Genomic DNA, 18,489 nt, shown 5'->3' with positions numbered 1-18,489 from the left:
AAAATGCTAATATGATACTAAAAATAAGCTTTAACTTCTTAATCAAATTTTCACAACAACTGTACTATAAGGATTATAAAGTACATTCGCACCATACTGTATTTTTACATTTCTTCTTTGAGTAAAATCTACTTCAAAAACACCACCACCATCTGAACTAAATTTTGCACAAAGTGTTGCCGCTTTTTCAATAACAATTTGTGGCAACTCTTTTTTACTATTTTGAACAATCACATGACAAGATGGTCTATCTTTTAGATGAAACCAAAAATCACTAGCTTTTGAGTTTTCAAGAAGATAGATATTCTCTCTTTCATTACTTCCAAGCATTATTTTAAAACCTTCAAAAAAGAAACTCTCATAATTTTTCTCTTTTTTAGTTTTTGTCTGATTTTTCTCTTTTTTTGGATATAAAAATTCACACTCATCAATACTCTTTGCAAGATTCAAATTTTGATGCAATCTTTTTAAAAACTCTAGTTTCTCTTTTATATTTTGCTCTTCAATAACAATATTTTGACTTTTTTGTTTTAATCTTTTTGCTTTTTTAAATAACTCATTTGTATATTTTGAAGGATTATTTATGCTACTTAAATCTATTTCTACACTATTTTCTTCAAAATCTTTTAAAATAACGCTTTTTTGATATGGTGAAATATTGTGAAGGTTTGCTAAAAGTAAGTTCGCTTTATTATATAAATTTGTTGATTCAAGCTCCAACTCCTCTTTTTTTGGTAGAGATTTTAGAAGATTTTGTAATTTTTTTATATTTTTTAATACTAAATCGATTTTCTGTTTTTTTACTACTTGTAGATTATTTTGCTCTTTTTGCTCATAAATAGTATATAAATACTCTTCAATATCATCTATATTTTCACTTTTTGCTACAAAATCTTTTTTTGGAATCTCTTCTAGTTTCACTCCAACTTTTACAACTCTAAAAGATGACTCTTCATCAATATGCCTTAAAGCTTCCAAAACAACTCTATTTTCATCTAAAATTATAATATTTGTATATTTTCCAGTAAATTCCAATTGCAATATAGAGATCTGTTTTTTATATGAACTGCTTGAATTTACAGCTATATTTATAATTTTATCATCGTTATAAAGTTCAATTTTTTCAATTTTTGAGTTATTAAATCTTTTTTGCAAAACAACATCAAAAGGGGCATTAAAATCTTTTTTTGATGAAATTAGCTCTTTTGTCTTATAAATTAAGCTATTATTTTTTGATAAATCAAAATATATAATATTTTTATTATTAAATTCAATTATAATAGTATTATTCTCAACTCTTCTTATGTTCTTTATATTTTGGGCATTTACTCTTAAATACTCTACAAAAAGTTTTAGTAAAAAATATCTCATTTATATCCATTCATTTTCAATTTTATCTATATTTTAGAAGATTTTTATATCTAATAGATATAATTGTAGCTAAATTTTATTTAGGAGAATAGTATGAAAATATTAAATATATTTATGGCTTCAATTTTAGCTTTAAGTTTAACAGCAACTGCATCTTTTGCAGATTCAGCAAGAGGTCAAAAAGCTTTTATTAAGTTTTTAAAAGAGCCTTGTGGAATGGATGGTGCAAAATTTGCATTAAAACATACTCAAGATGAGTGGAAACAGATAAAAGCTGATGGAAAAGCAGAAGAGGAGATTAAAAAAATTTGCCCAAACTATGAGATGGGAAGTGTAAAACCAAATCTTATAAATAGTATTATGGATTTCTCTATAGAGTTTGCAAGTGATTCAGGAAATGTTCCTTCTTGCTAAATTTCAATTAAGTATAAAGGATTAACTCCTTTATACCACAAAATTATCAAATTTTAAAATAGTATCTTCAGCTAAATCAATCATCTTTATATTAATGTTTCTATACTCAAGATTATCAATATTTATTAAAAACTTATCATAAATATTTGCATATGGATAGAGAATAAAAAATATATACTCCTTACTTCGACTCTCTTTATTTAACTCATTAAACCAAAGAGCTAAAAATGAAAAATAGAGCATTGAAGGATTAAATTTCTCATTTGCTTTTAATCTATTTGAAACTTGTTTATTTAGATAATTATATGCTTTAAATATTGCTTTGATTCTAAAATTACTCTGATTTTGTATATAATAACTACTTGGCTTTAAAACAGAATTTAACTCTTTATAGATATTTTCATTTATATTTAAAAACTCTTCTTCTAGCTCTTTATTAATACCAAAATCAAATTTAACATCTTTATATGAATCAATTAAGTCTCTACAAAATAGTAAAAGTGCTTCTGTTTTTATCTTTGAAATGTTTATAATCATAAGAAATTGTAACTTATTTTTATTAAATATCTATATATATTATAAGATTAAGTTTTTTTAAGATAAAATAATTGCATTTTAATAAAAACAGAAAGAAGGAAATCATTGGAACAAATTGGTTTATTAAAAGATGGTCAAATATATGACCTTCAGACTGCTGAAGCTTTAAGTATCACTGGTGATATTATTAAAGCAGATGACTCAAAAGAGTCATTAGAGATTTTAAGACACTCAACTGCTCACCTTATGGCTCAAGCTATTAAGGAGTTATATCCAGAAGCTAAATTTTTTGTTGGTCCTGTTGTAAATGAAGGTTTTTACTATGATTTTAAAGTTAATAGTAAAATTTCAGATGAGGATTTACCTGCAATCGAAAAGAAAATGAAAGAGCTTGCAGATAGAAAACTTCCTATTACAAGACATGAGACTACAAAAGAGGAGTTTTATGAAAAATTCAAAGATGATGAATTAAAACAAGCTGTTTTAAAAAATATCAAAGATAATACCTTAACTATTTATAAACAAGGTGATTTTGAAGATTTATGTAGAGGTCCTCACTTACCAAATACAAGAATGATTAGAAGTTTTAAACTTACACGAGTTGCAGGTGCTTATCTTGGTGGAGATGAGAAAAATGAGATGATTACAAGAATTTATGGTATCTCATTTTTTGATAAAAAAGCTCTAAATGACTATGTAACTATGATTGAAGAAGCTAAAAAAAGAGATCATAGAAAACTTGGAACTGAGCTTGGATTGTTTACTTTTAATGATGATGTTGGAGCTGGTCTTCCTATGTGGCTTCCAAATGGAGCAAGACTTAGAAGTAAATTAGAGCATCTTTTATATAAAGCTCATAGAACAAGAGGTTATGAACCAGTTCGAGGTCCTGAGATATTAAAATCTGAAATGTGGAAAATCTCAGGGCATTACGCAAACTATAAAGAGAATATGTATTTTACAACTATTGATGAGCAAGAGTATGGAATAAAACCTATGAACTGTGTTGGTCATATTCAGATTTTTAAAAATGATTTAGTTTCGTATAAAGATTTACCACTTAAATTTTTTGAATATGGTGTTGTTCATAGACATGAGATGAGTGGAGCTATGCATGGACTTTTTAGAGTAAGAGAGTTTACTCAAGATGATGCACATATTTTCTGTACACAAACTCAAGTTAAAGATGTAATATTTGAAGTTTTAGAGTTTGTTGATTCTCTTTTAAAACTGTTTGACTTTAAATATGAGATTGAAGTCTCTACAAAACCAGAAAAAGCAATTGGTGATGATATTTTCTGGGAAAAAACAACAAAAGCAATTATGGATGCACTTGATGAAAAAAGTATATCTTATGGAATTGATGAAGGTGGAGGAGCATTTTATGGTCCAAAAATAGATATAAAAATTCTAGATGCTATTGGAAGAAAATGGCAATGTGGAACTGTTCAAATTGATATGAACCTACCATCAAGATTTAAAACTGAATTTATAAATGATAAAGGTGAAAAAGAGCAGCCTGTAATGATTCATAGAGCAATTTTAGGTTCTTTTGAAAGGTTTATTGGAATTTTAACTGAACACTGTGCTGGAGAGTTTCCATTTGCAATTGCTCCAACTCAAGTTATATTTGTACCAATTGCAGAGCCTCATGTTGCTTATGCAAAAGAGTTAAAAAAAGAGCTTTTAGAAAATAGTATTGATTCAAGCATTTATGATATGAATGAGAGTCTAAACAAAAGAATTAGAATGGCTGAAAAGCAAAGAGTTCCTATGATTGTTGTAATTGGAGATGAAGAAGTTGCAAACAATATGATAGCTTTAAGAGATAGAAGAAAAAGAGAGCAATCAAATATAAGCAAAGATGAGTTTATAAGTAATCTAAATAAAATACTAAAAGGAAGTAAAATTTGAGTAAAGATAGAAGAAAAGACGATGTAATTATGAATGAGGACATCACAGCAAAAGAGCTTAGATGTACAAGTGATAGTGGTGAAAACTATGGAATTATTCCAACTTCACAAGCTCTTTCGCTTGCAGATGAACTTGGACTAGATTTAGTTTTAATAGCTCCAGATGCAACTCCTCCTGTTGCAAAAATCATGGACTATAGCAAATTTAAATATCAACAAGAGAAAAAGAAAAAAGAGGCTAAAAAAAATCAGAAAGTTATTGTTGTTAAAGAGATAAAACTATCTGTTAAAATTGCTGAAAATGATATTAGCTATAAAGTAAAACATGCTAGAGAGTTTTTAGAAGAAGGAAATCATGTTAAATTTAGAGTTTTTCTAAAAGGTAGAGAGATGTCAAATCCTGATGCTGGAGTTGAAGTTTTAAATAAAATTTGGACAATGGTTGAAGATATTGCAGTTATGGATAAAGAACCAAAACTAGAAGGAAGATACGTAAATCTTCTAGTAACTCCTAAAAAAGACTAAACTATTTCTAAATATAAAAGAGATTTCCTCTCTTTTATATTATTCTATTTTTAAACTTTTATTAATATATTTTTAAGTATAATGCAAAACTTTTTCATTATGAAAATGCAAATTTATATGAAAGGATTTCTTTATGCCAAAGATGAAAAGTGTTAAAGGTGCTGTTAAAAGATTCAAAGTAAAGAAAAATGGAACTATCAAAAGAGGTTCTGCTTTTAGAAGCCACATTTTAACTAAAAAAACTCAAAAAAGAAAAAGAAATTTGAGAGGACCACAAACTGTACATAGTACAAACTTAAATGGTGTTCTTTCAACTTTATGTTTAGCGTAATTACTAAAATTATTTAGTAATTTTGTCCCTCCAATTTATTGGACAAGTTCAGCAAATGCTGACACCTTATTAAAAATAACGGTAAAGAAAGGAAAAATATGCCAAGAGTAAAAACTGGTGTTGTAAGAAGAAGAAGACACAAAAAAGTATTAAAATTAGCAAGAGGTTTTTATAGTGCTAGAAGAAAACACTTTAGAAAAGCTAAAGAGCAATTAGAAAGAAGCCTTGTTTATGCTTATAGAGATAGAAGACAGAAAAAAAGAGATATTAGAAAGCTTTGGATTATAAGAATCAATGCAGCTTGTAGATTAAATGATATTAGCTACTCAAGATTTATAAATGGTCTTAGATTAGCTGGAATTGAACTAGATAGAAAAATTTTAGCAAACTTTGCTATGAATGATTCTGCTGCATTTGCAACTTTAGTTTCTCAAGCTAAAGCAGCTCTTAAATAATAAATTTGCAATAAATAATAAAAAAGGGAGGGTTTTAAAATCCTCCCTTTTTTTATATCTATTTTATAAATAAGCCCTTACTCTAAAGGCTCATTTACATCAATTTTACAACTATTTCCACTACACATAACATTTGCATCAAAATATAAGATTTCACTCATATCAATACCTGCTTTTTGTAATTTCATCCAAGCCTCCAAAGATCTTGATCCTGCAGTACAATGAAATACAACAGTTTTACCCTTTGGTAATTTTGCTAAAAGCTCTTTTGCACTCAATTTTTCAGCTTCAATATTTATTGAACCTTTAATATTTCCCTTTTTGAAATCTTTAGCTGGTAAAACATTTACTATTTGAATATTTTTTGGAACTTTATTTTCTAAAATAAGTGCTTTTAACCACTCACCATCAATAGTACCCTCATCACTTCCAAGTTTTGCTCCATTTTTACTAAACTCTTTTTTCTCTTTTTTAGGTTTATTATCAATATTTTTAGAAGCACTTGCTGTTGTTGGAAGAGACTCTTTTTTCCATTGAGGAACTCCACCTGCATAAACAACTACATTTTTATAATCCAAATCATAAAGCTTTGATGCGACAATATGAGATTTTTCACAAACAAATCCTGAGCAAAATACTAATATTTTTTCACTCTTATTTATAGGAAATCTTCCAACTAACTTATCAAAAGATGTGTCAGGAATTGAGATACTTCCAGGAATTGTCTCTTTTAAAAACATTGTGTATGGTCTTGCATCTACTAAAAGAGCGCTATTATTTTCATAATATGTTTTTGCAACAATAGTTCCAACTTCTAAATAACTTTTTTTAGACCACTCAGGTTCACCAGCACTATAAACTTTAACATTTTTATGCCCCTTATTTTTTAATAAGTTTGCTACTATTGGACTTTTTGTACAGTTATAACCTCCACAAAAAACAATTAGCTCTTTGTTTTTATCTAAAGTTGATATCTGTTTATAATCCTCTTCAAAATTACTATCTTGAATATTTAAACTTGATGGAATTGTTCCTCTTTCATATTTTGCAGTTGGTCTTGCATCAATTAAAACTGCATCAACAGAACCTCTATTCCCAACTCCAATAGCTTTTTTTACATAAGTAAAATCAACTTCTTTGAGTTTATACTTTTGTATTAACTCTTTTACTTCACTTGTAGGCTCTTTTAAAGCACCAACTTCATTTGCATTTAAAAATACAAACATACTTAAAAACAATAGTGCACTCAATAATTTTCTCATTTTAAATCCTTTTTTTTAATTCTATTTTTAAGCTCTACCGCTTAACATACCATATTGTGTCATTGGTTTTAACATATACACTTTTAGTAGCCACCATATCCATCTCTCTTGAGTTGGATCTAATGGAAACGATGGTGCTGGTTTTGCACTCCAATTAAACTCAGCAAGCATAACTTTTCCAATATCCGTAATCAATGGACAAACTGTATAGCCATCAAATTTAGAGCTTAACTCTTTTCCTTCCATTGCAGATATTAAGTTATCCACTAAAACTTTATACTGTTTTCTTACAGTTCCACCTGTTTTTCCCATAGGAACAGCAGCAATATCACCAAGTGAGAATATATTTTTATACTTAACATGTTGCAAAGTCTCTTTATCTACTGGAACCCAACCTCTAGCAGATCCAATTGCAGATTTTCCTATCTCATCAGGTGCTTTTTGTGGTGGTGTTATATGTAAAAAGTCATAAGAAACTTCAATCTTTTGACTCTTTTTAATAACTTCATGCTCTTCTAAATCAGGATCGTAAGCACCTTTTTCTTCCCAATGTTTATTAAAAATTGCTATTTTATTTGCTACATTTACCTCAACTAAATTATGATTTAAATGCCAATTCATATCTCTTGCTATAAACTGTTTTTCAATAGCATCAGCATACTCTTTAACACCAAATAATCTTCCACTATCATCATAATAATCTAATGAAACATTTGCTCTTGCTTTTGCTTCATTTAGTCTTGAATTCATAAGATACATAACTTTTTTTGGTGCTCCACCGCATTTTACAGCTGTATTTGGAGCTGTATAAACTGCTTTTAAATTCTCACCACTTTTTGCTCTTTGAATAAATTTTTGTGTCTCTTTCCACATATTTTCAGCAGTTTGAATATTGTAAACTGAAGTTATTGAATTATTATTAAAAACATTCAATATTTTTGAAGCATCACCATTTGTATAAGCTTCTCCAATATCTTCCAATCCTTTTATTGCAGCAAAATCAAGTTTAACTCCAGCAGCAACAACTAAAAAATCATATTTCAGAACTTCACCTGAAGACAAAGTAAGCTCATTTGAATCTGGATTAAAATCTACAGCAATATCAGAAATAAGTTTTACACCTTTTGGAAAAAAATCTTTAGTTTCATAAATTAAATCATCTTGTGAATCATAAACTCCTGATGCCAAAAGTGTAGTTCCAGCTTGATATGATACAGATTTAGGATTTGGTTCAATCACTGTAATATCAGGATCTGTTAAACTATTCGCTAATCTAGCAGCAGTAGAAACACCAGCTAATCCTCCACCAACAATTACAATTTTTCCTTTTGCTTCACTAGCGCTTGCAACAGTTGCGGCACTAGCTTGTGTTCCTCCAACTAAAAATGCTGCTCCACCAAGACCTGCTAATTTAAACGCCTCTCTTCTTGAAATTCCAGCTTTTTTTAGTTCACTGTCAATTACTTCAAATGCTTTTTCAAACTCTTTATTTCTCATTTAATTCTCCCTTAAAAAATATAATGATGATATCCAATAAATTATAATAAATTACTTACTAATTATAAGTTATTTTTAATCTTATTTATTTGATTACCTTATAGTTACAAGCTTTTTCATACTCATTTTTATTATTTATATTTATAAACTCATTATCATCATCAAAATTTATAATTTGATATTTTGAATTTTTTACTAAATAGTTTATTTTGTGAATATCGTTTTTGATCATTTTTTCAATAATTTCATTTAAATTATTTGAAAATACTCCACAAAGATTGTGAGTTCTTTGAGATGTTTGAGCAATTGTAATATCAAAATTATTTGAATTTTTTAGAAGTTTTTTTATTGAAGATATTTTAATTAAAGGTGTATCAACTGTTATTATAAAAACTTTATCAAATTTTTCAAGTATTGTTTGGAGTGCAAGAATTGGAGAGTAGATATCTTGATTTTTATCTAAAATTAGTTTTGATTTATCTTTTAAAAAATCAAATTTATCATTTTTTGAAGAGATATAGATATCTTTAAAATATGGTTTTAATCTATTAAATTGAAACTCTATTAAAGAGTTTGAAGAAGAAAATGGAAGAAGAGATTTATCTTCCCCCATACGAGAGCTTTTCCCTCCACTTAAAATAACACAAGGTATTTCAAATGGATTTATATTCATAATTATAAACTTCTTGGGTCTGTAATATATCCAGAAATTGCACTTGCAGCTGCAACAGCACTATTTGCTAAATATATTTTAGAACTTCTACTTCCCATTCTTCCAACAAAATTTCTATTTGTTGTAGAGATACAAACTTCACCATCTCCTAAAATTCCCATATATCCACCTAAACATGCACCACAAGTTGGATTTGAAACAACTGCTCCTGCATCAACTAAAGTATCAATATATCCAAGTTTTGTAGCATCTCTTAGAATTTTTTGAGTACCAGGAGTTAAAATAAGTCTTACATGTCGTGCAACTTTTTTACCTTTTAAAATCTCAGCAGCAACTTTAAAATCACTCAATCTTCCATTTGTACAGCTTCCAATAAATACTTGATCAACTCTTATATTATCACTAACTGCTTGAGAAACTGAGTGACCATTTGATGGTAAAAATGGATATGCAATTACAGGTTCAAGTTTTTCAACATCTATCTCTATTACTTGACAATAGTTTGCATCTTCATCACTATAGTGAATTTTTGGCTCTGCTCTTAAGCCATTGTTATTTTTAGCAACTGTATCTAAAAACTCTTTTGTAATCTCATCATATGCAACAATTCCATTCTTTGCACCTGCTTCAATAGCCATATTACATAAAGAGAATCTGTCATCCATGCTTAAATATTTAATTGTATCGCCTGTAAACTCTAAAGCTTTATATAATGCTCCATCAACACCTAAAATCCTAATAATTTCAAGTATTAAATCTTTTCCAGTTACATATTGTGATGGTTTTCCTTTGAATACAACTTTGATTGATTCAGGAACTTTAAACCAGTTTCCACCTGTAATCATTCCAAAAGAGATATCTGTACTTCCCATACCTGTAGAAAATGCTCCTAAAGCACCATGAGTACATGTATGAGAATCAGCTCCAATAATAACATCACCAGGTATTACTAAACCTTTTTCAGGTAAAAGTGCATGCTCAATTCCCATATCTTTTTCATCAAAAAAGTTTTTAAGATTGTGTTTATAAGCAAAATCTCTTGAAATTTTTGCTTGGTTTGCACTTGCAATATCTTTTGCTGGAATAAAGTGGTCTAAAACTATTGCAAAACCATCTGGATTTGCAAGTTTTTCAAAGCCACCATCTTCGAAAGCTTTTATTGAAATTGGAGTTGTAATATCATTTCCAATTACCATATCAATTTTGCTTCTTACAATCTCTCCAGCAAAAACTTTTTTTCCTACATGCTCACTAAATATCTTCTCTGTTATTGTTTGACCCATTTTTTTATCCTAATTATTTTTTATTTTTTTGAAAATTTAGCATCGATTATAACTAAATTTATTTAAGCTTTTTCTTTTAGCTTCTTCTCTTTTATGCTTTCCATAATTTGCATATAAATTATAATTGCAACAGATAAATTAATCATTACATCAGCAAAATTAAAAATTGCAAATTCAAAACCATAGTGCCAGTAAAAATAGTCAACAACAGCACCATAAGTAAATCTATCCAAAATATTTGATAATCCACCAGCTGCTAATAGTGCAATTGATATGTAATATTTATAAAAAATATCTCTATTTTTTAATAAATATATAACTCCAATCAAAACTATAAAAAGTTGAATATATTTTAAATATGTATCTAAAAAAGAGAACATAGAGAATGCAACTCCATAGTTATATGCTAACTTTAGACTCATCACACTTCCATTTGCATCCCATCCAAAATTTGCAAAACCAAATTTAACAATTTGATCAATTATAAAAACTGTTATGAAAATAGTAAGAGCTACTTTTATCTCTTTTCTCATTTTATAACTCTTTTTTAAAAAACTCAACTAAAAGATTCATTGAGCTCTCAACATCTTTTTTATTTTTACCTTCAAGTAAAAGTCTAATTTTGTTCTCTGTTCCAGAGTATCTAATAAGATCTCTTATCCCTTTTTCTCTTATTGGTTTTAAAATCTCTTCTAAACCTTTAATATCTTTAAGTGGAATTTTCTCATTTACTTTTAAATTTACTAAAATCTGAGGATATAGAGAAAATGGATTTAAAACTTCACTAGCTTTTTTCTTAGATTTAATAATCAAAGCTAAAACTTGAAGTGCAGAGGCTAATCCATCTCCTGTTTTTGCTGCATCTGAAAAGATTATATGTCCACTTTGTTCTCCACCAAAATTTAAACTATTCTCTTTCATCAATTCAAGTACATATTTATCTCCAACATCGCTTCTTAAAAGTTTAATTTGGTTTTGATTTAAATAATCCTCTAAAGCTTTATTTGACATAACAGTTGCAACACAAGCATCACCTTTTAGAAGTTTCTCATTTTTTAAATATACACTTAATGCACCTATTAATTTATCACCATCAACAATATCTCCATTTTCATCAACAACAACTAATCTATCAGCATCCCCATCAAGTGCAAGTCCAATATCAGCTCTATACTCTTGAACTTGCTTTGCAACATTTTCAGGATGCATAGCTCCACAATTATCATTTATATTAAATCCATTTGGTTTATTATTAATTGTAATTACATCAGCACCAAGCTCTTCTAAAATTGTAGGTGCAACTTTATATGCAGCACCATTTGCACAATCAAGAACAATTCTAAGACCTTTTAGTGTTAAATCTTTAGGAAAAGAGCTCTTAATTGAAACAATGTATCTTCCAATAACATCATCTATTCTCTTTGAAGAACCAATATTTTTTCCTGTTGCTTGATTTGATTGTAATTGTTCACACTTATTAAAAATCTCTTCAATAGATTTTTCTGCTTCAACACTTAGTTTATCTCCATGATTATCAAAAAATTTAATTCCATTGTCTTCAAATGGATTATGTGAAGCACTTATCATGATACCAGCATCACATCTCATGCTCTCTGTTAAATAAGCAATTGCAGGAGTTGGCATAGGTCCAATTTGAATAACATCATATCCAACCGATGTAAGACCACTTACAAGTGCATTTTCAATCATATAACCACTTCTTCTAGTATCTTTTCCTACAAGTATCTTATTTGTAGTTGAGTGCTTTCTAAAATGAATTCCAGCAGCTTGTGCAAGTTTTATAACAGTAATTACATCTAAAAACTCTCCAGCTTTTCCTCTAACTCCGTCTGTTCCAAATAGTTTCATTAAATCTTCCTAAAATTAAACTCAATTTAAGTTATTTTAGGTAGTATTCTATCCTTTAAAAATTTACAAAGAGGTTAAAAAAATGGCAAATCATAAATCTTCTGAGAAGAGAGCTAGACAAACATTAGTAAAGACTGAAAGAAACAGATTTTACAAAACAAGAATTAAAAATATCACTAAAGATGTTTTAAGTGCAGTAGAGAGTGCAGATAAAGAGAAAGCTGTTGAAGCTATGAAAACTGCAAACAAATATATTCACCACTGCGTTTCTAAAGGTATTTTAGCAAAAGGTACAGCAGCTAGAAAAGTAAGTAGACTTCAATTAAAAGTAAACGCTATATAATTTATGCTAAAAGACAAACTCCAACCATTTATTGCTAGATTTGATGAGATAACTCAATCTTTAATGAGTCCTGATATAACTAGCGATATTAAAAGAATGACATCTTTATCAAAAGAGCAATCAAGTATTGAACCAATTGTAGAAAAAGCAAAAGAGTACATAAAGGTTCTTGAAGATATTGAAGAGAACAGATTGATGCTTGATGATAGTGAACTTGGAGATTTGGCAAAAGAAGAGTTAAAAGAGCTTGAGCTAAAAAAACCAGTTTTAGAAGAAGAGATAAAAGTTTTAATGATTCCAAAAGATCCAAATGATGATAGAAATATCTATTTGGAGTTAAGAGCTGGAACAGGTGGAGATGAAGCTGCACTTTTTGTTGCTGATTTGTTTAGAGGCTATTTAAGATATGCTGAAAACAACAATTGGAAAGTTGAAATTATGAGCTCAAGCGATAGTGAAGCTGGTGGTTACAAAGAGATTGTAATCTTAGTAAAAGGTGATCATGTTTACTCAAAACTAAAATTTGAAGGTGGAACTCACAGAGTTCAAAGAGTTCCAGCAACAGAGTCTCAAGGAAGAGTTCACACATCTGCTATAACAGTTGCTGTTATGCCAGAAGTTGATGATGTTGAAGTTGAGATAAATGAGAGTGATTTAAAAATCGATGTAATGAGAGCTAGTGGAAACGGTGGTCAATCTGTAAATACTACAGATTCTGCTGTGAGAATTACTCATATTCCTTCTGGTATTGTTGTAACAAACCAAGACCAAAAATCTCAACACAAAAATAAAGAGAGAGCTATGAAGGTTCTTAAAGCAAAGCTTTTTGAAATTGAGATGCAAAAAAAGATGGAAGTTGAGGGTGCAAACCGAAAAGAGCAAGTTGGAACTGGTGATAGAAGTGGAAGAATTAGAACATATAATTTTCCACAAAATAGATTAACTGATCATAGAATCAACTTAACTCTTTACAGACTTGATTACATATTGCAAGATGGTTTGTTTGATGAAGTGATTGATCCTCTTATTGCTGATCATCAATCAAGACTAATTGAAGCAAACGGTTTATAAATAAAGGCTATTTTACTCTATTTTAGAGTATAGATAGTTTTTGTTTTTTAAGCATAAAAAAAGCCCAACTCCTAGGAGCTGGGCTTTTTTATTGGAAATAACAAATCTTACAATCTTGATTCGTATCTTCTTAGCATATATAATTTTTTAAGCATTTTCTTTCTAGCAGAAATTTTTTGTTTCTTTCTAATCTCTGTCATAGGCTCGAAATATCTTCTTGCTCTAGTTTCAGTTACGATTAGGTTTCTGTCGCATTGCTTTTTAAATCTTCTATACGCTTCGTCAAACGATTCGTTATCTTTAACTTTAATGCCTGGCACTAAAATCACCCTCTTTCTTTTTAAATTTGAGCTTTGATTATATTTAAAAAAATCTTAATATCTATTTAACCTATCTTAATATAAAATAATTCTTTTAAATAAAAGGAATATATTTTGAATTTAACACATATTGATGAGAATAATAGACCAAAAATGGTAGATGTTTCCAATAAAAATGATACAAAAAGAGTTGCAGTTGCAAGTGGAAAGATAACTATGAGCAAAGAGGCATTTGATGCAATTAAAAATAATATTGTAAAAAAAGGTCCAGTTCTTCAAACAGCAGTTGTTGCTGCTATTATGGCAACAAAAAAAACAAGTGAATTAATACCTATGTGTCACCCTCTTTTATTAACAGGAATAAATTGCGACATCGAAGAGTTTGAAAGTGAGCATAGCTTCAAACTATTTGTAACTGCAAAACTAAATGGTCAAACAGGAGTTGAAATGGAAGCATTAACAGGTGTTAGTGTTGGGCTTTTAACAATTTATGATATGGTAAAAGCTATTGATAAATCAATGATAATTTCAGATATTCAGCTTGAGAGTAAAAGCGGTGGTAAAAGTGGAGATTTTGTAAGATGATAGATTTAAGCAATAAAAAATTAGAACTAAATTATCCATGCTCTTGGGAGTATAAACTTGTTGTTTTAGAGAGTTGCAATATTAAAAAATGTGTAAAAGAGATAGTTTTAGAAAGAGAACACACTATTAAAACATCAAAAACTAGTGCAAAAGGTAAATTTAAAAGCTACAACTTAGAGCTTATTGTTCACAATGAGGATGATAGAGTTGAACTTTTTAGACTTCTTGGTGAGCATAGTGATATAAAAATGGTTTTATAAAAATATACCAATTGATAAAATAACTCTACAAAAAAGCCTTTTTATATTATAAAATATAAGAAAAAAAGGCTTTATTATGAATTTGGGAGTTTCTTCTTGCTTATTAGGAAATATGTGCAGATATGATGGTCATGGTGCAAAGGATGATTTTGTATTTAATAGTTTAAAAGAGTATTTTAATATTTTGCCATATTGCCCTGAGAACTCTATTTGGAGTGCTCCAAGAGATGCTATTAGACAAGTTTCAATTGATGGTGAAGTTAAAATATTTACCTCAACTAAAAATCCAATAGATGTAACGACTATTTTAGAAGAAGCTTGTGAAAAGATGGCTTTAAAAGTTTGTAATGATGATTTGTGCGGATTTGTTTTAAAATCAGCATCTCCATCTTGTGGAATGGAGAGAGTTAAAGTTTATCAACCTTTAAATGCTCCTTCAATTAAAAATGGAGTTGGTATTTTTGCAAAAAAGTTAAAAGAAAAATTACCAAATCTTCCAATAGAAGAAGAGGGGAGATTAAATGATACTTGGCTTAGAGAGAACTTCTTAATGCAAGTTTACGCATATAGTGATTTAAAAAATTTCCTAAAAAAAGAGAAAAAAATTTCAAATTTAGTTGAGTTTCACACATCATATAAATATTTAATATACTCAAAATCACAAAACTCTTATAAGCTCTTGGGCAAAATTGTTGCAAATAGCGAAAAAAAAGATATTGGAGAGCTTTATAAAGATTATGAAAATGAATTTTTAAAAGCAATAGCTACAAAGTCAACATTAAATAAAACTTACAATATTCTACTTCATATTTTTGGATATTTCAAAAAACATATAACAAAAGAGGAAAAAGTTGATATTTTAGAGAGTATGTACGATTTTAAAAATAGAGTAATTCCTTTAATTAGTGTTATTAAGATTTTTAATATCTATATAAACAGATTTGATATAGTTTATTTGAAAAATCAAAAATTTTTAAATCCATATCCACCAAAACTTGCACTTAGAAGTGATTTAAAGGCTTATAGATGAGACAAGTTTTGTGGTTTCGAAGAGATTTAAGAGTAGTTGATAGTGAGATTTTAGCAAATGCAAAAGGTGAAGTCTTACCAATATTTATTTTTGATAAAAATATTTTAGAAAATCTTCCAAAAGATGATAAAAGAGTTACATTTATATATAAAAGTGTAATTGATTTAAAAGAGAGTTTAAAAAAAATTGGTCTTGATTTAGCAATATTTTTTGATACCCCAAAAAATGTCTTTACAAAATTAAAAGAGTATAAGTTTGATGAGATTTTAGCATCTGTTGATTTTGATTTTTATGCAAAAAAAAGAGATGAAGAGATTGAAAAAATAATTCCTCTTAGAAGATTTTTGGACTCATATTTAATTAATCCAAAAGATATTTTAAAAAGTGATAAAACTCCATATAAAGTCTTTACCCCTTTTTATAACTACATATCACCACTTCATCAATCAAATCATATAAAAGAGTTTGAAGTTTCAAAAGAGATAAAAAAACTAGATTTTGATTATAGTTTTATTCCTAGCTTAGATGAATTGGGATTTAAAAAACAGAATTTACCAAATTTCTTATATAAAAGTGCAGATGAATTAATAGATATTTTTTCAAAAAAAATAGAGAATTATCAAAAAAATAGAGACTATTTTTATTTAGATGCAAGTTCAAATTTAAGTGTTTTTTTAAGATTTGGACTTGTATCTGCTAAAATGGTTTTTAATAGAGTAAAAGAGCTAAAAGCTTCAAAAAAAGAGATTGATTTTTTTATAAGAGAGCTTATTTGGAGAGAGTTTTACAACTATATTTTATACCATTTTCCAAAATCGCAATTTGAAAATCTAAATGGCATAAATGTAAATTGGAATGAAAATGAAGAGGATTTTAAAAAGTGGTGCGAAGGAAACACAGGAGTTGCAATAATTGATGCTAGCATGAGATATTTAAATCAAACAGGTCTTATGCATAATCGTTTAAGAATGGTTACCTCTTCATATCTTACAAAAAACCTTTTAATAGATTGGAGAAAAGGTGAAGAGTATTTTGCACTAAAACTTCTTGATTATGAAGCAAGTTCAAATATAGGTTCATGGCAATGGGCAGCTAGTACTGGAGTTGATGCTGTTCCATATTTTAGAGTTTTCAACCCCTATTTGCAATCAAAAAAATTTGATAGTGAAGCCTTATTTATAAAAAGCGTTTTAAAAGAGTTAAAAGATGTAGAGCCAAAAAAAATACACACAGAGAATGCTCTTCAAGAAGATATTTTTTTAAATTATCCCAAACAAATTGTAACAATTGATTACTCAAGGAACAGAGCAATAATGGAGTTTAAAAGGGCAAATAGTGAATAAAATTGATTTAGCTGTAATTGGAAGTGGAATTGGTGGAAGTTTAATCTCAATTTTAAATAAAGATAAAAATTTAGTTCTATTTGAAAAAGATAAAAACCTTGGTGGAACTGCATCTACATTTAAAAGATTTGGAAACTATTTTAATAGTGGGGCTACAACTTTTGTTGGTTATGAAGATAATCACATTTTAAAAGATATATTTGATATTGCAAATTTTACCCCTGATTTAATAGAGAGTTCTTATGCATATAGAACTATTATAGATGGAAAAATTATTGATAGAAAAAGAGACTTTGAAGAGTTTTTAGAGAGTTTAAATAGTGTTTTTTATCATAAAAATAATAGATATTTTTGGCAAACTTTAAAAGATATTGATGAGAGATTTTGGAGATTAAAAGATATATATTTTGCAAAATATAGTTTAAATTCATATTTAAAAACCCTAAAAACAGTTGAGATACTTTTTAAAGAGTATAAATTTTTAATGTTTAAAAGTGCCAAAAGTTTTATAAAAGAGGTTTTAGGTGATATTTCAAAAGAGTATGAAGATTTTATAGATGCTCAACTTCAAATTACACTTCAATCAAGTTCAAAAGATATTCCACTCTTATCTTTTGCAATTGCTTTATCTTACCCTTTTCATAAGATTTTTTATGCAAATGGTGGAATGGGAAAACTTTTTGATGATATGCTAAAAGATATAGATGTAAGAAAAAGTGAAGAGATCAAATATATAAAAAAAGAACAAGATTTTTATAGGCTAATATCATCAAAAGATGAATATTTAGCTTCAAAAGTTGTTTTAAATGTTCCTGTTTTTGAGTGTAGTGAAATTTTTTTAGATGAAGATATTAAAAATTACTATAAAAAATTTGAGTTTTATGATCAAAGTGCTTTTGTAATTTATTTAAAGATAGAGTCAAAAAAAGAGTTTTTAAATCACTATCAAATTATATTAAAAGATACTATTCCAAATAGTGTATCAAAAAGTTTTTTTGTATCTTTTAGCCACAAAGATGATGAAAAGCTATCAAAAAATGGCTACTCTGTTACAATTTCATGTCATACAAAGGCTCTATTTTGGAGTAATCTTTCAAAAGAAGATTATGAAAAACAAAAAGAGTTTACAAAAAAATTTATAATAGATGAGCTATTAAAAAATATTTCTGATATTAAAAAAGAGGATATTAAAATAGAGTTTTGTGCTACAAGTAAGACATTTAAAAGATATATAAATAGATTTAATTGCGGAGCAACCCCTTTGAATCTTAAAAATATTTTTAAAATTCCAAGCTCTACAACTCCATTTAAAAATCTTTACAATATAGGAGATTCTGTTTTTGCTGGACAAGGATGGCCTGGAGTTGCTTTAGGGGTTAAAGTTTTAAGCCAAAACTTAATTTAGAT

The 18,489-nt window shown here is 28.1% G+C and carries 21 protein-coding genes; 12 read left to right on the top strand and 9 right to left on the bottom strand.

Annotated elements, in window-relative coordinates:
- Window positions 1-42 precede the first annotated feature (42 nt).
- Window positions 43-1,371: an NFACT RNA binding domain-containing protein gene (locus tag ASKIR_RS00845; protein WP_066159307.1), complete on the bottom strand. Its 1,329-nt coding sequence runs from the start codon at window positions 1,369-1,371 to the stop codon at window positions 43-45.
- A gap of 93 nt (window positions 1,372-1,464) precedes the next feature.
- Here ASKIR_RS00845 and ASKIR_RS00840 point away from each other — a divergent pair, with 93 nt between their 5' ends.
- Entirely contained in the window at window positions 1,465-1,785 is a 321-nt protein-coding gene (locus ASKIR_RS00840) for a cytochrome C (protein WP_115588028.1), read from the top strand.
- 30 nt (window positions 1,786-1,815) lie between these two features.
- On the opposite strand, the gene ASKIR_RS00835 is transcribed toward ASKIR_RS00840, so the two are convergent.
- A complete protein-coding gene (locus ASKIR_RS00835) occupies window positions 1,816-2,322 on the bottom strand; it encodes a hypothetical protein (protein ID WP_066351886.1) in 507 nt (168 codons plus the stop codon).
- Window positions 2,323-2,427: 105 nt separating this feature from the next.
- On the opposite strand from ASKIR_RS00835, the gene thrS reads away from it, so the two are divergent.
- The 4 genes from thrS (at window position 2,428) to rplT (ending at window position 5,546) form a co-directional block, all read left to right on the top strand.
- Window positions 2,428-4,236 carry a threonine--tRNA ligase gene (gene thrS / locus ASKIR_RS00830; protein WP_066159316.1) on the top strand — a complete coding sequence of 603 codons (1,809 nt, stop codon included), beginning with the start codon at window positions 2,428-2,430 and terminating at the stop codon, window positions 4,234-4,236.
- A 29-nt stretch (window positions 4,237-4,265) separates the two neighbouring features.
- Window positions 4,266-4,760, top strand: a complete 495-nt coding sequence (gene infC, locus ASKIR_RS00825; RefSeq protein WP_371317584.1) for a translation initiation factor IF-3 — start codon at window positions 4,266-4,268, stop codon at window positions 4,758-4,760.
- A gap of 133 nt (window positions 4,761-4,893) precedes the next feature.
- Window positions 4,894-5,091, top strand: coding sequence for a 50S ribosomal protein L35 (gene rpmI / locus ASKIR_RS00820; protein ID WP_066157004.1), 198 nt, complete (start codon window positions 4,894-4,896; stop codon window positions 5,089-5,091).
- A gap of 98 nt (window positions 5,092-5,189) precedes the next feature.
- Window positions 5,190-5,546, top strand: coding sequence for a 50S ribosomal protein L20 (gene rplT / locus ASKIR_RS00815; RefSeq protein WP_066159323.1), 357 nt, complete (start codon window positions 5,190-5,192; stop codon window positions 5,544-5,546).
- Window positions 5,547-5,623: 77 nt separating this feature from the next.
- Here rplT and ASKIR_RS00810 read toward each other — a convergent pair whose 3' ends face one another.
- The 6 genes from ASKIR_RS00810 to glmM all read right to left on the bottom strand — a co-directional run bounded on the left by ASKIR_RS00810 (window position 5,624) and on the right by glmM (window position 12,130).
- Window positions 5,624-6,808 (bottom strand): rhodanese-like domain-containing protein, encoded by a 1,185-nt coding sequence (locus ASKIR_RS00810; RefSeq protein ID WP_066351891.1) that lies wholly within the window; start codon window positions 6,806-6,808, stop codon window positions 5,624-5,626.
- Between the two features lie 27 nt (window positions 6,809-6,835).
- Window positions 6,836-8,305: an NAD(P)/FAD-dependent oxidoreductase gene (locus tag ASKIR_RS00805; RefSeq protein WP_066351893.1), complete on the bottom strand. Its 1,470-nt coding sequence runs from the start codon at window positions 8,303-8,305 to the stop codon at window positions 6,836-6,838.
- A gap of 85 nt (window positions 8,306-8,390) precedes the next feature.
- The gene (gene mobA / locus ASKIR_RS00800) at window positions 8,391-8,978 is read right to left on the bottom strand and encodes a molybdenum cofactor guanylyltransferase MobA (protein WP_066351896.1); all 588 of its coding nucleotides are present in this window, start codon (window positions 8,976-8,978) and stop codon (window positions 8,391-8,393) included.
- 2 nt (window positions 8,979-8,980) lie between these two features.
- Window positions 8,981-10,261 (bottom strand): 3-isopropylmalate dehydratase large subunit, encoded by a 1,281-nt coding sequence (leuC, locus tag ASKIR_RS00795; RefSeq protein ID WP_066351898.1) that lies wholly within the window; start codon window positions 10,259-10,261, stop codon window positions 8,981-8,983.
- Window positions 10,262-10,323: 62 nt separating this feature from the next.
- Window positions 10,324-10,794, bottom strand: a complete 471-nt coding sequence (gene lspA, locus ASKIR_RS00790) for a signal peptidase II (protein ID WP_066351900.1) — start codon at window positions 10,792-10,794, stop codon at window positions 10,324-10,326.
- Window position 10,795: 1 nt separating this feature from the next.
- Window positions 10,796-12,130 (bottom strand): phosphoglucosamine mutase, encoded by a 1,335-nt coding sequence (glmM, locus tag ASKIR_RS00785; RefSeq protein WP_066351902.1) that lies wholly within the window; start codon window positions 12,128-12,130, stop codon window positions 10,796-10,798.
- 82 nt (window positions 12,131-12,212) lie between these two features.
- Between glmM and rpsT the strand changes: the two genes are divergently transcribed.
- Both rpsT and prfA read left to right on the top strand, forming a co-directional pair.
- Entirely contained in the window at window positions 12,213-12,473 is a 261-nt protein-coding gene (rpsT, locus tag ASKIR_RS00780; protein WP_066159343.1) for a 30S ribosomal protein S20, read from the top strand.
- A 3-nt stretch (window positions 12,474-12,476) separates the two neighbouring features.
- Window positions 12,477-13,544, top strand: a complete 1,068-nt coding sequence (gene prfA, locus ASKIR_RS00775; RefSeq protein ID WP_066351903.1) for a peptide chain release factor 1 — start codon at window positions 12,477-12,479, stop codon at window positions 13,542-13,544.
- Window positions 13,545-13,651: 107 nt separating this feature from the next.
- On the opposite strand, the gene rpsU is transcribed toward prfA, so the two are convergent.
- A complete protein-coding gene (rpsU, locus tag ASKIR_RS00770) occupies window positions 13,652-13,864 on the bottom strand; it encodes a 30S ribosomal protein S21 (protein ID WP_004511155.1) in 213 nt (70 codons plus the stop codon).
- Between the two features lie 114 nt (window positions 13,865-13,978).
- On the opposite strand from rpsU, the gene moaC reads away from it, so the two are divergent.
- The 5 genes from moaC (at window position 13,979) to ASKIR_RS00745 (ending at window position 18,487) form a co-directional block, all read left to right on the top strand.
- Window positions 13,979-14,449, top strand: a complete 471-nt coding sequence (gene moaC, locus ASKIR_RS00765; protein ID WP_066159347.1) for a cyclic pyranopterin monophosphate synthase MoaC — start codon at window positions 13,979-13,981, stop codon at window positions 14,447-14,449.
- Window positions 14,446-14,709 carry an HP0495 family protein gene (locus tag ASKIR_RS00760; protein WP_066159351.1) on the top strand — a complete coding sequence of 88 codons (264 nt, stop codon included), beginning with the start codon at window positions 14,446-14,448 and terminating at the stop codon, window positions 14,707-14,709. The genes moaC and ASKIR_RS00760 overlap by 4 nt, the downstream gene beginning before the upstream one ends.
- 76 nt (window positions 14,710-14,785) lie before the next feature.
- Entirely contained in the window at window positions 14,786-15,739 is a 954-nt protein-coding gene (locus ASKIR_RS00755; protein ID WP_066351906.1) for a YbgA family protein, read from the top strand.
- The gene (locus tag ASKIR_RS00750) at window positions 15,736-17,082 is read left to right on the top strand and encodes a cryptochrome/photolyase family protein (protein ID WP_115588029.1); all 1,347 of its coding nucleotides are present in this window, start codon (window positions 15,736-15,738) and stop codon (window positions 17,080-17,082) included. The genes ASKIR_RS00755 and ASKIR_RS00750 overlap by 4 nt, the downstream gene beginning before the upstream one ends.
- Window positions 17,075-18,487, top strand: coding sequence for a phytoene desaturase family protein (locus ASKIR_RS00745; RefSeq protein WP_066351910.1), 1,413 nt, complete (start codon window positions 17,075-17,077; stop codon window positions 18,485-18,487). The genes ASKIR_RS00750 and ASKIR_RS00745 overlap by 8 nt, the downstream gene beginning before the upstream one ends.
- Window positions 18,488-18,489: the final 2 nt, after the last annotated feature.

Source organism: Aliarcobacter skirrowii CCUG 10374, from assembly GCF_003544835.1.
Lineage (GTDB): Bacteria > Campylobacterota > Campylobacteria > Campylobacterales > Arcobacteraceae > Aliarcobacter > Aliarcobacter skirrowii.
This window is presented reverse-complemented; position numbering and strand designations above follow the sequence as displayed.

What these genes read in the sequence shown, in the direction of transcription:
- rplT (WP_066159323.1), top strand. Translation starts at nt 5,190, where the DNA reads ATGCCAAGAGTAAAAACTGGTGTTGTAAGAAGAAGAAGACACAAAAAA.
- mobA (WP_066351896.1), bottom strand. Translation starts at nt 8,978, where the DNA reads ATGAATATAAATCCATTTGAAATACCTTGTGTTATTTTAAGTGGAGGG.
- ASKIR_RS00840 (WP_115588028.1), top strand. Translation starts at nt 1,465, where the DNA reads ATGAAAATATTAAATATATTTATGGCTTCAATTTTAGCTTTAAGTTTA.
- ASKIR_RS00845 (WP_066159307.1), bottom strand. Translation starts at nt 1,371, where the DNA reads ATGAGATATTTTTTACTAAAACTTTTTGTAGAGTATTTAAGAGTAAAT.
- glmM (WP_066351902.1), bottom strand. Translation starts at nt 12,130, where the DNA reads ATGAAACTATTTGGAACAGACGGAGTTAGAGGAAAAGCTGGAGAGTTT.
- lspA (WP_066351900.1), bottom strand. Translation starts at nt 10,794, where the DNA reads ATGAGAAAAGAGATAAAAGTAGCTCTTACTATTTTCATAACAGTTTTT.
- ASKIR_RS00810 (WP_066351891.1), bottom strand. Translation starts at nt 6,808, where the DNA reads ATGAGAAAATTATTGAGTGCACTATTGTTTTTAAGTATGTTTGTATTT.
- ASKIR_RS00750 (WP_115588029.1), top strand. Translation starts at nt 15,736, where the DNA reads ATGAGACAAGTTTTGTGGTTTCGAAGAGATTTAAGAGTAGTTGATAGT.
- rpsT (WP_066159343.1), top strand. Translation starts at nt 12,213, where the DNA reads ATGGCAAATCATAAATCTTCTGAGAAGAGAGCTAGACAAACATTAGTA.
- ASKIR_RS00755 (WP_066351906.1), top strand. Translation starts at nt 14,786, where the DNA reads ATGAATTTGGGAGTTTCTTCTTGCTTATTAGGAAATATGTGCAGATAT.
- ASKIR_RS00805 (WP_066351893.1), bottom strand. Translation starts at nt 8,305, where the DNA reads ATGAGAAATAAAGAGTTTGAAAAAGCATTTGAAGTAATTGACAGTGAA.
- rpmI (WP_066157004.1), top strand. Translation starts at nt 4,894, where the DNA reads ATGCCAAAGATGAAAAGTGTTAAAGGTGCTGTTAAAAGATTCAAAGTA.
- ASKIR_RS00835 (WP_066351886.1), bottom strand. Translation starts at nt 2,322, where the DNA reads ATGATTATAAACATTTCAAAGATAAAAACAGAAGCACTTTTACTATTT.
- leuC (WP_066351898.1), bottom strand. Translation starts at nt 10,261, where the DNA reads ATGGGTCAAACAATAACAGAGAAGATATTTAGTGAGCATGTAGGAAAA.
- prfA (WP_066351903.1), top strand. Translation starts at nt 12,477, where the DNA reads ATGCTAAAAGACAAACTCCAACCATTTATTGCTAGATTTGATGAGATA.
- infC (WP_371317584.1), top strand. Translation starts at nt 4,266, where the DNA reads ATGAATGAGGACATCACAGCAAAAGAGCTTAGATGTACAAGTGATAGT.
- ASKIR_RS00760 (WP_066159351.1), top strand. Translation starts at nt 14,446, where the DNA reads ATGATAGATTTAAGCAATAAAAAATTAGAACTAAATTATCCATGCTCT.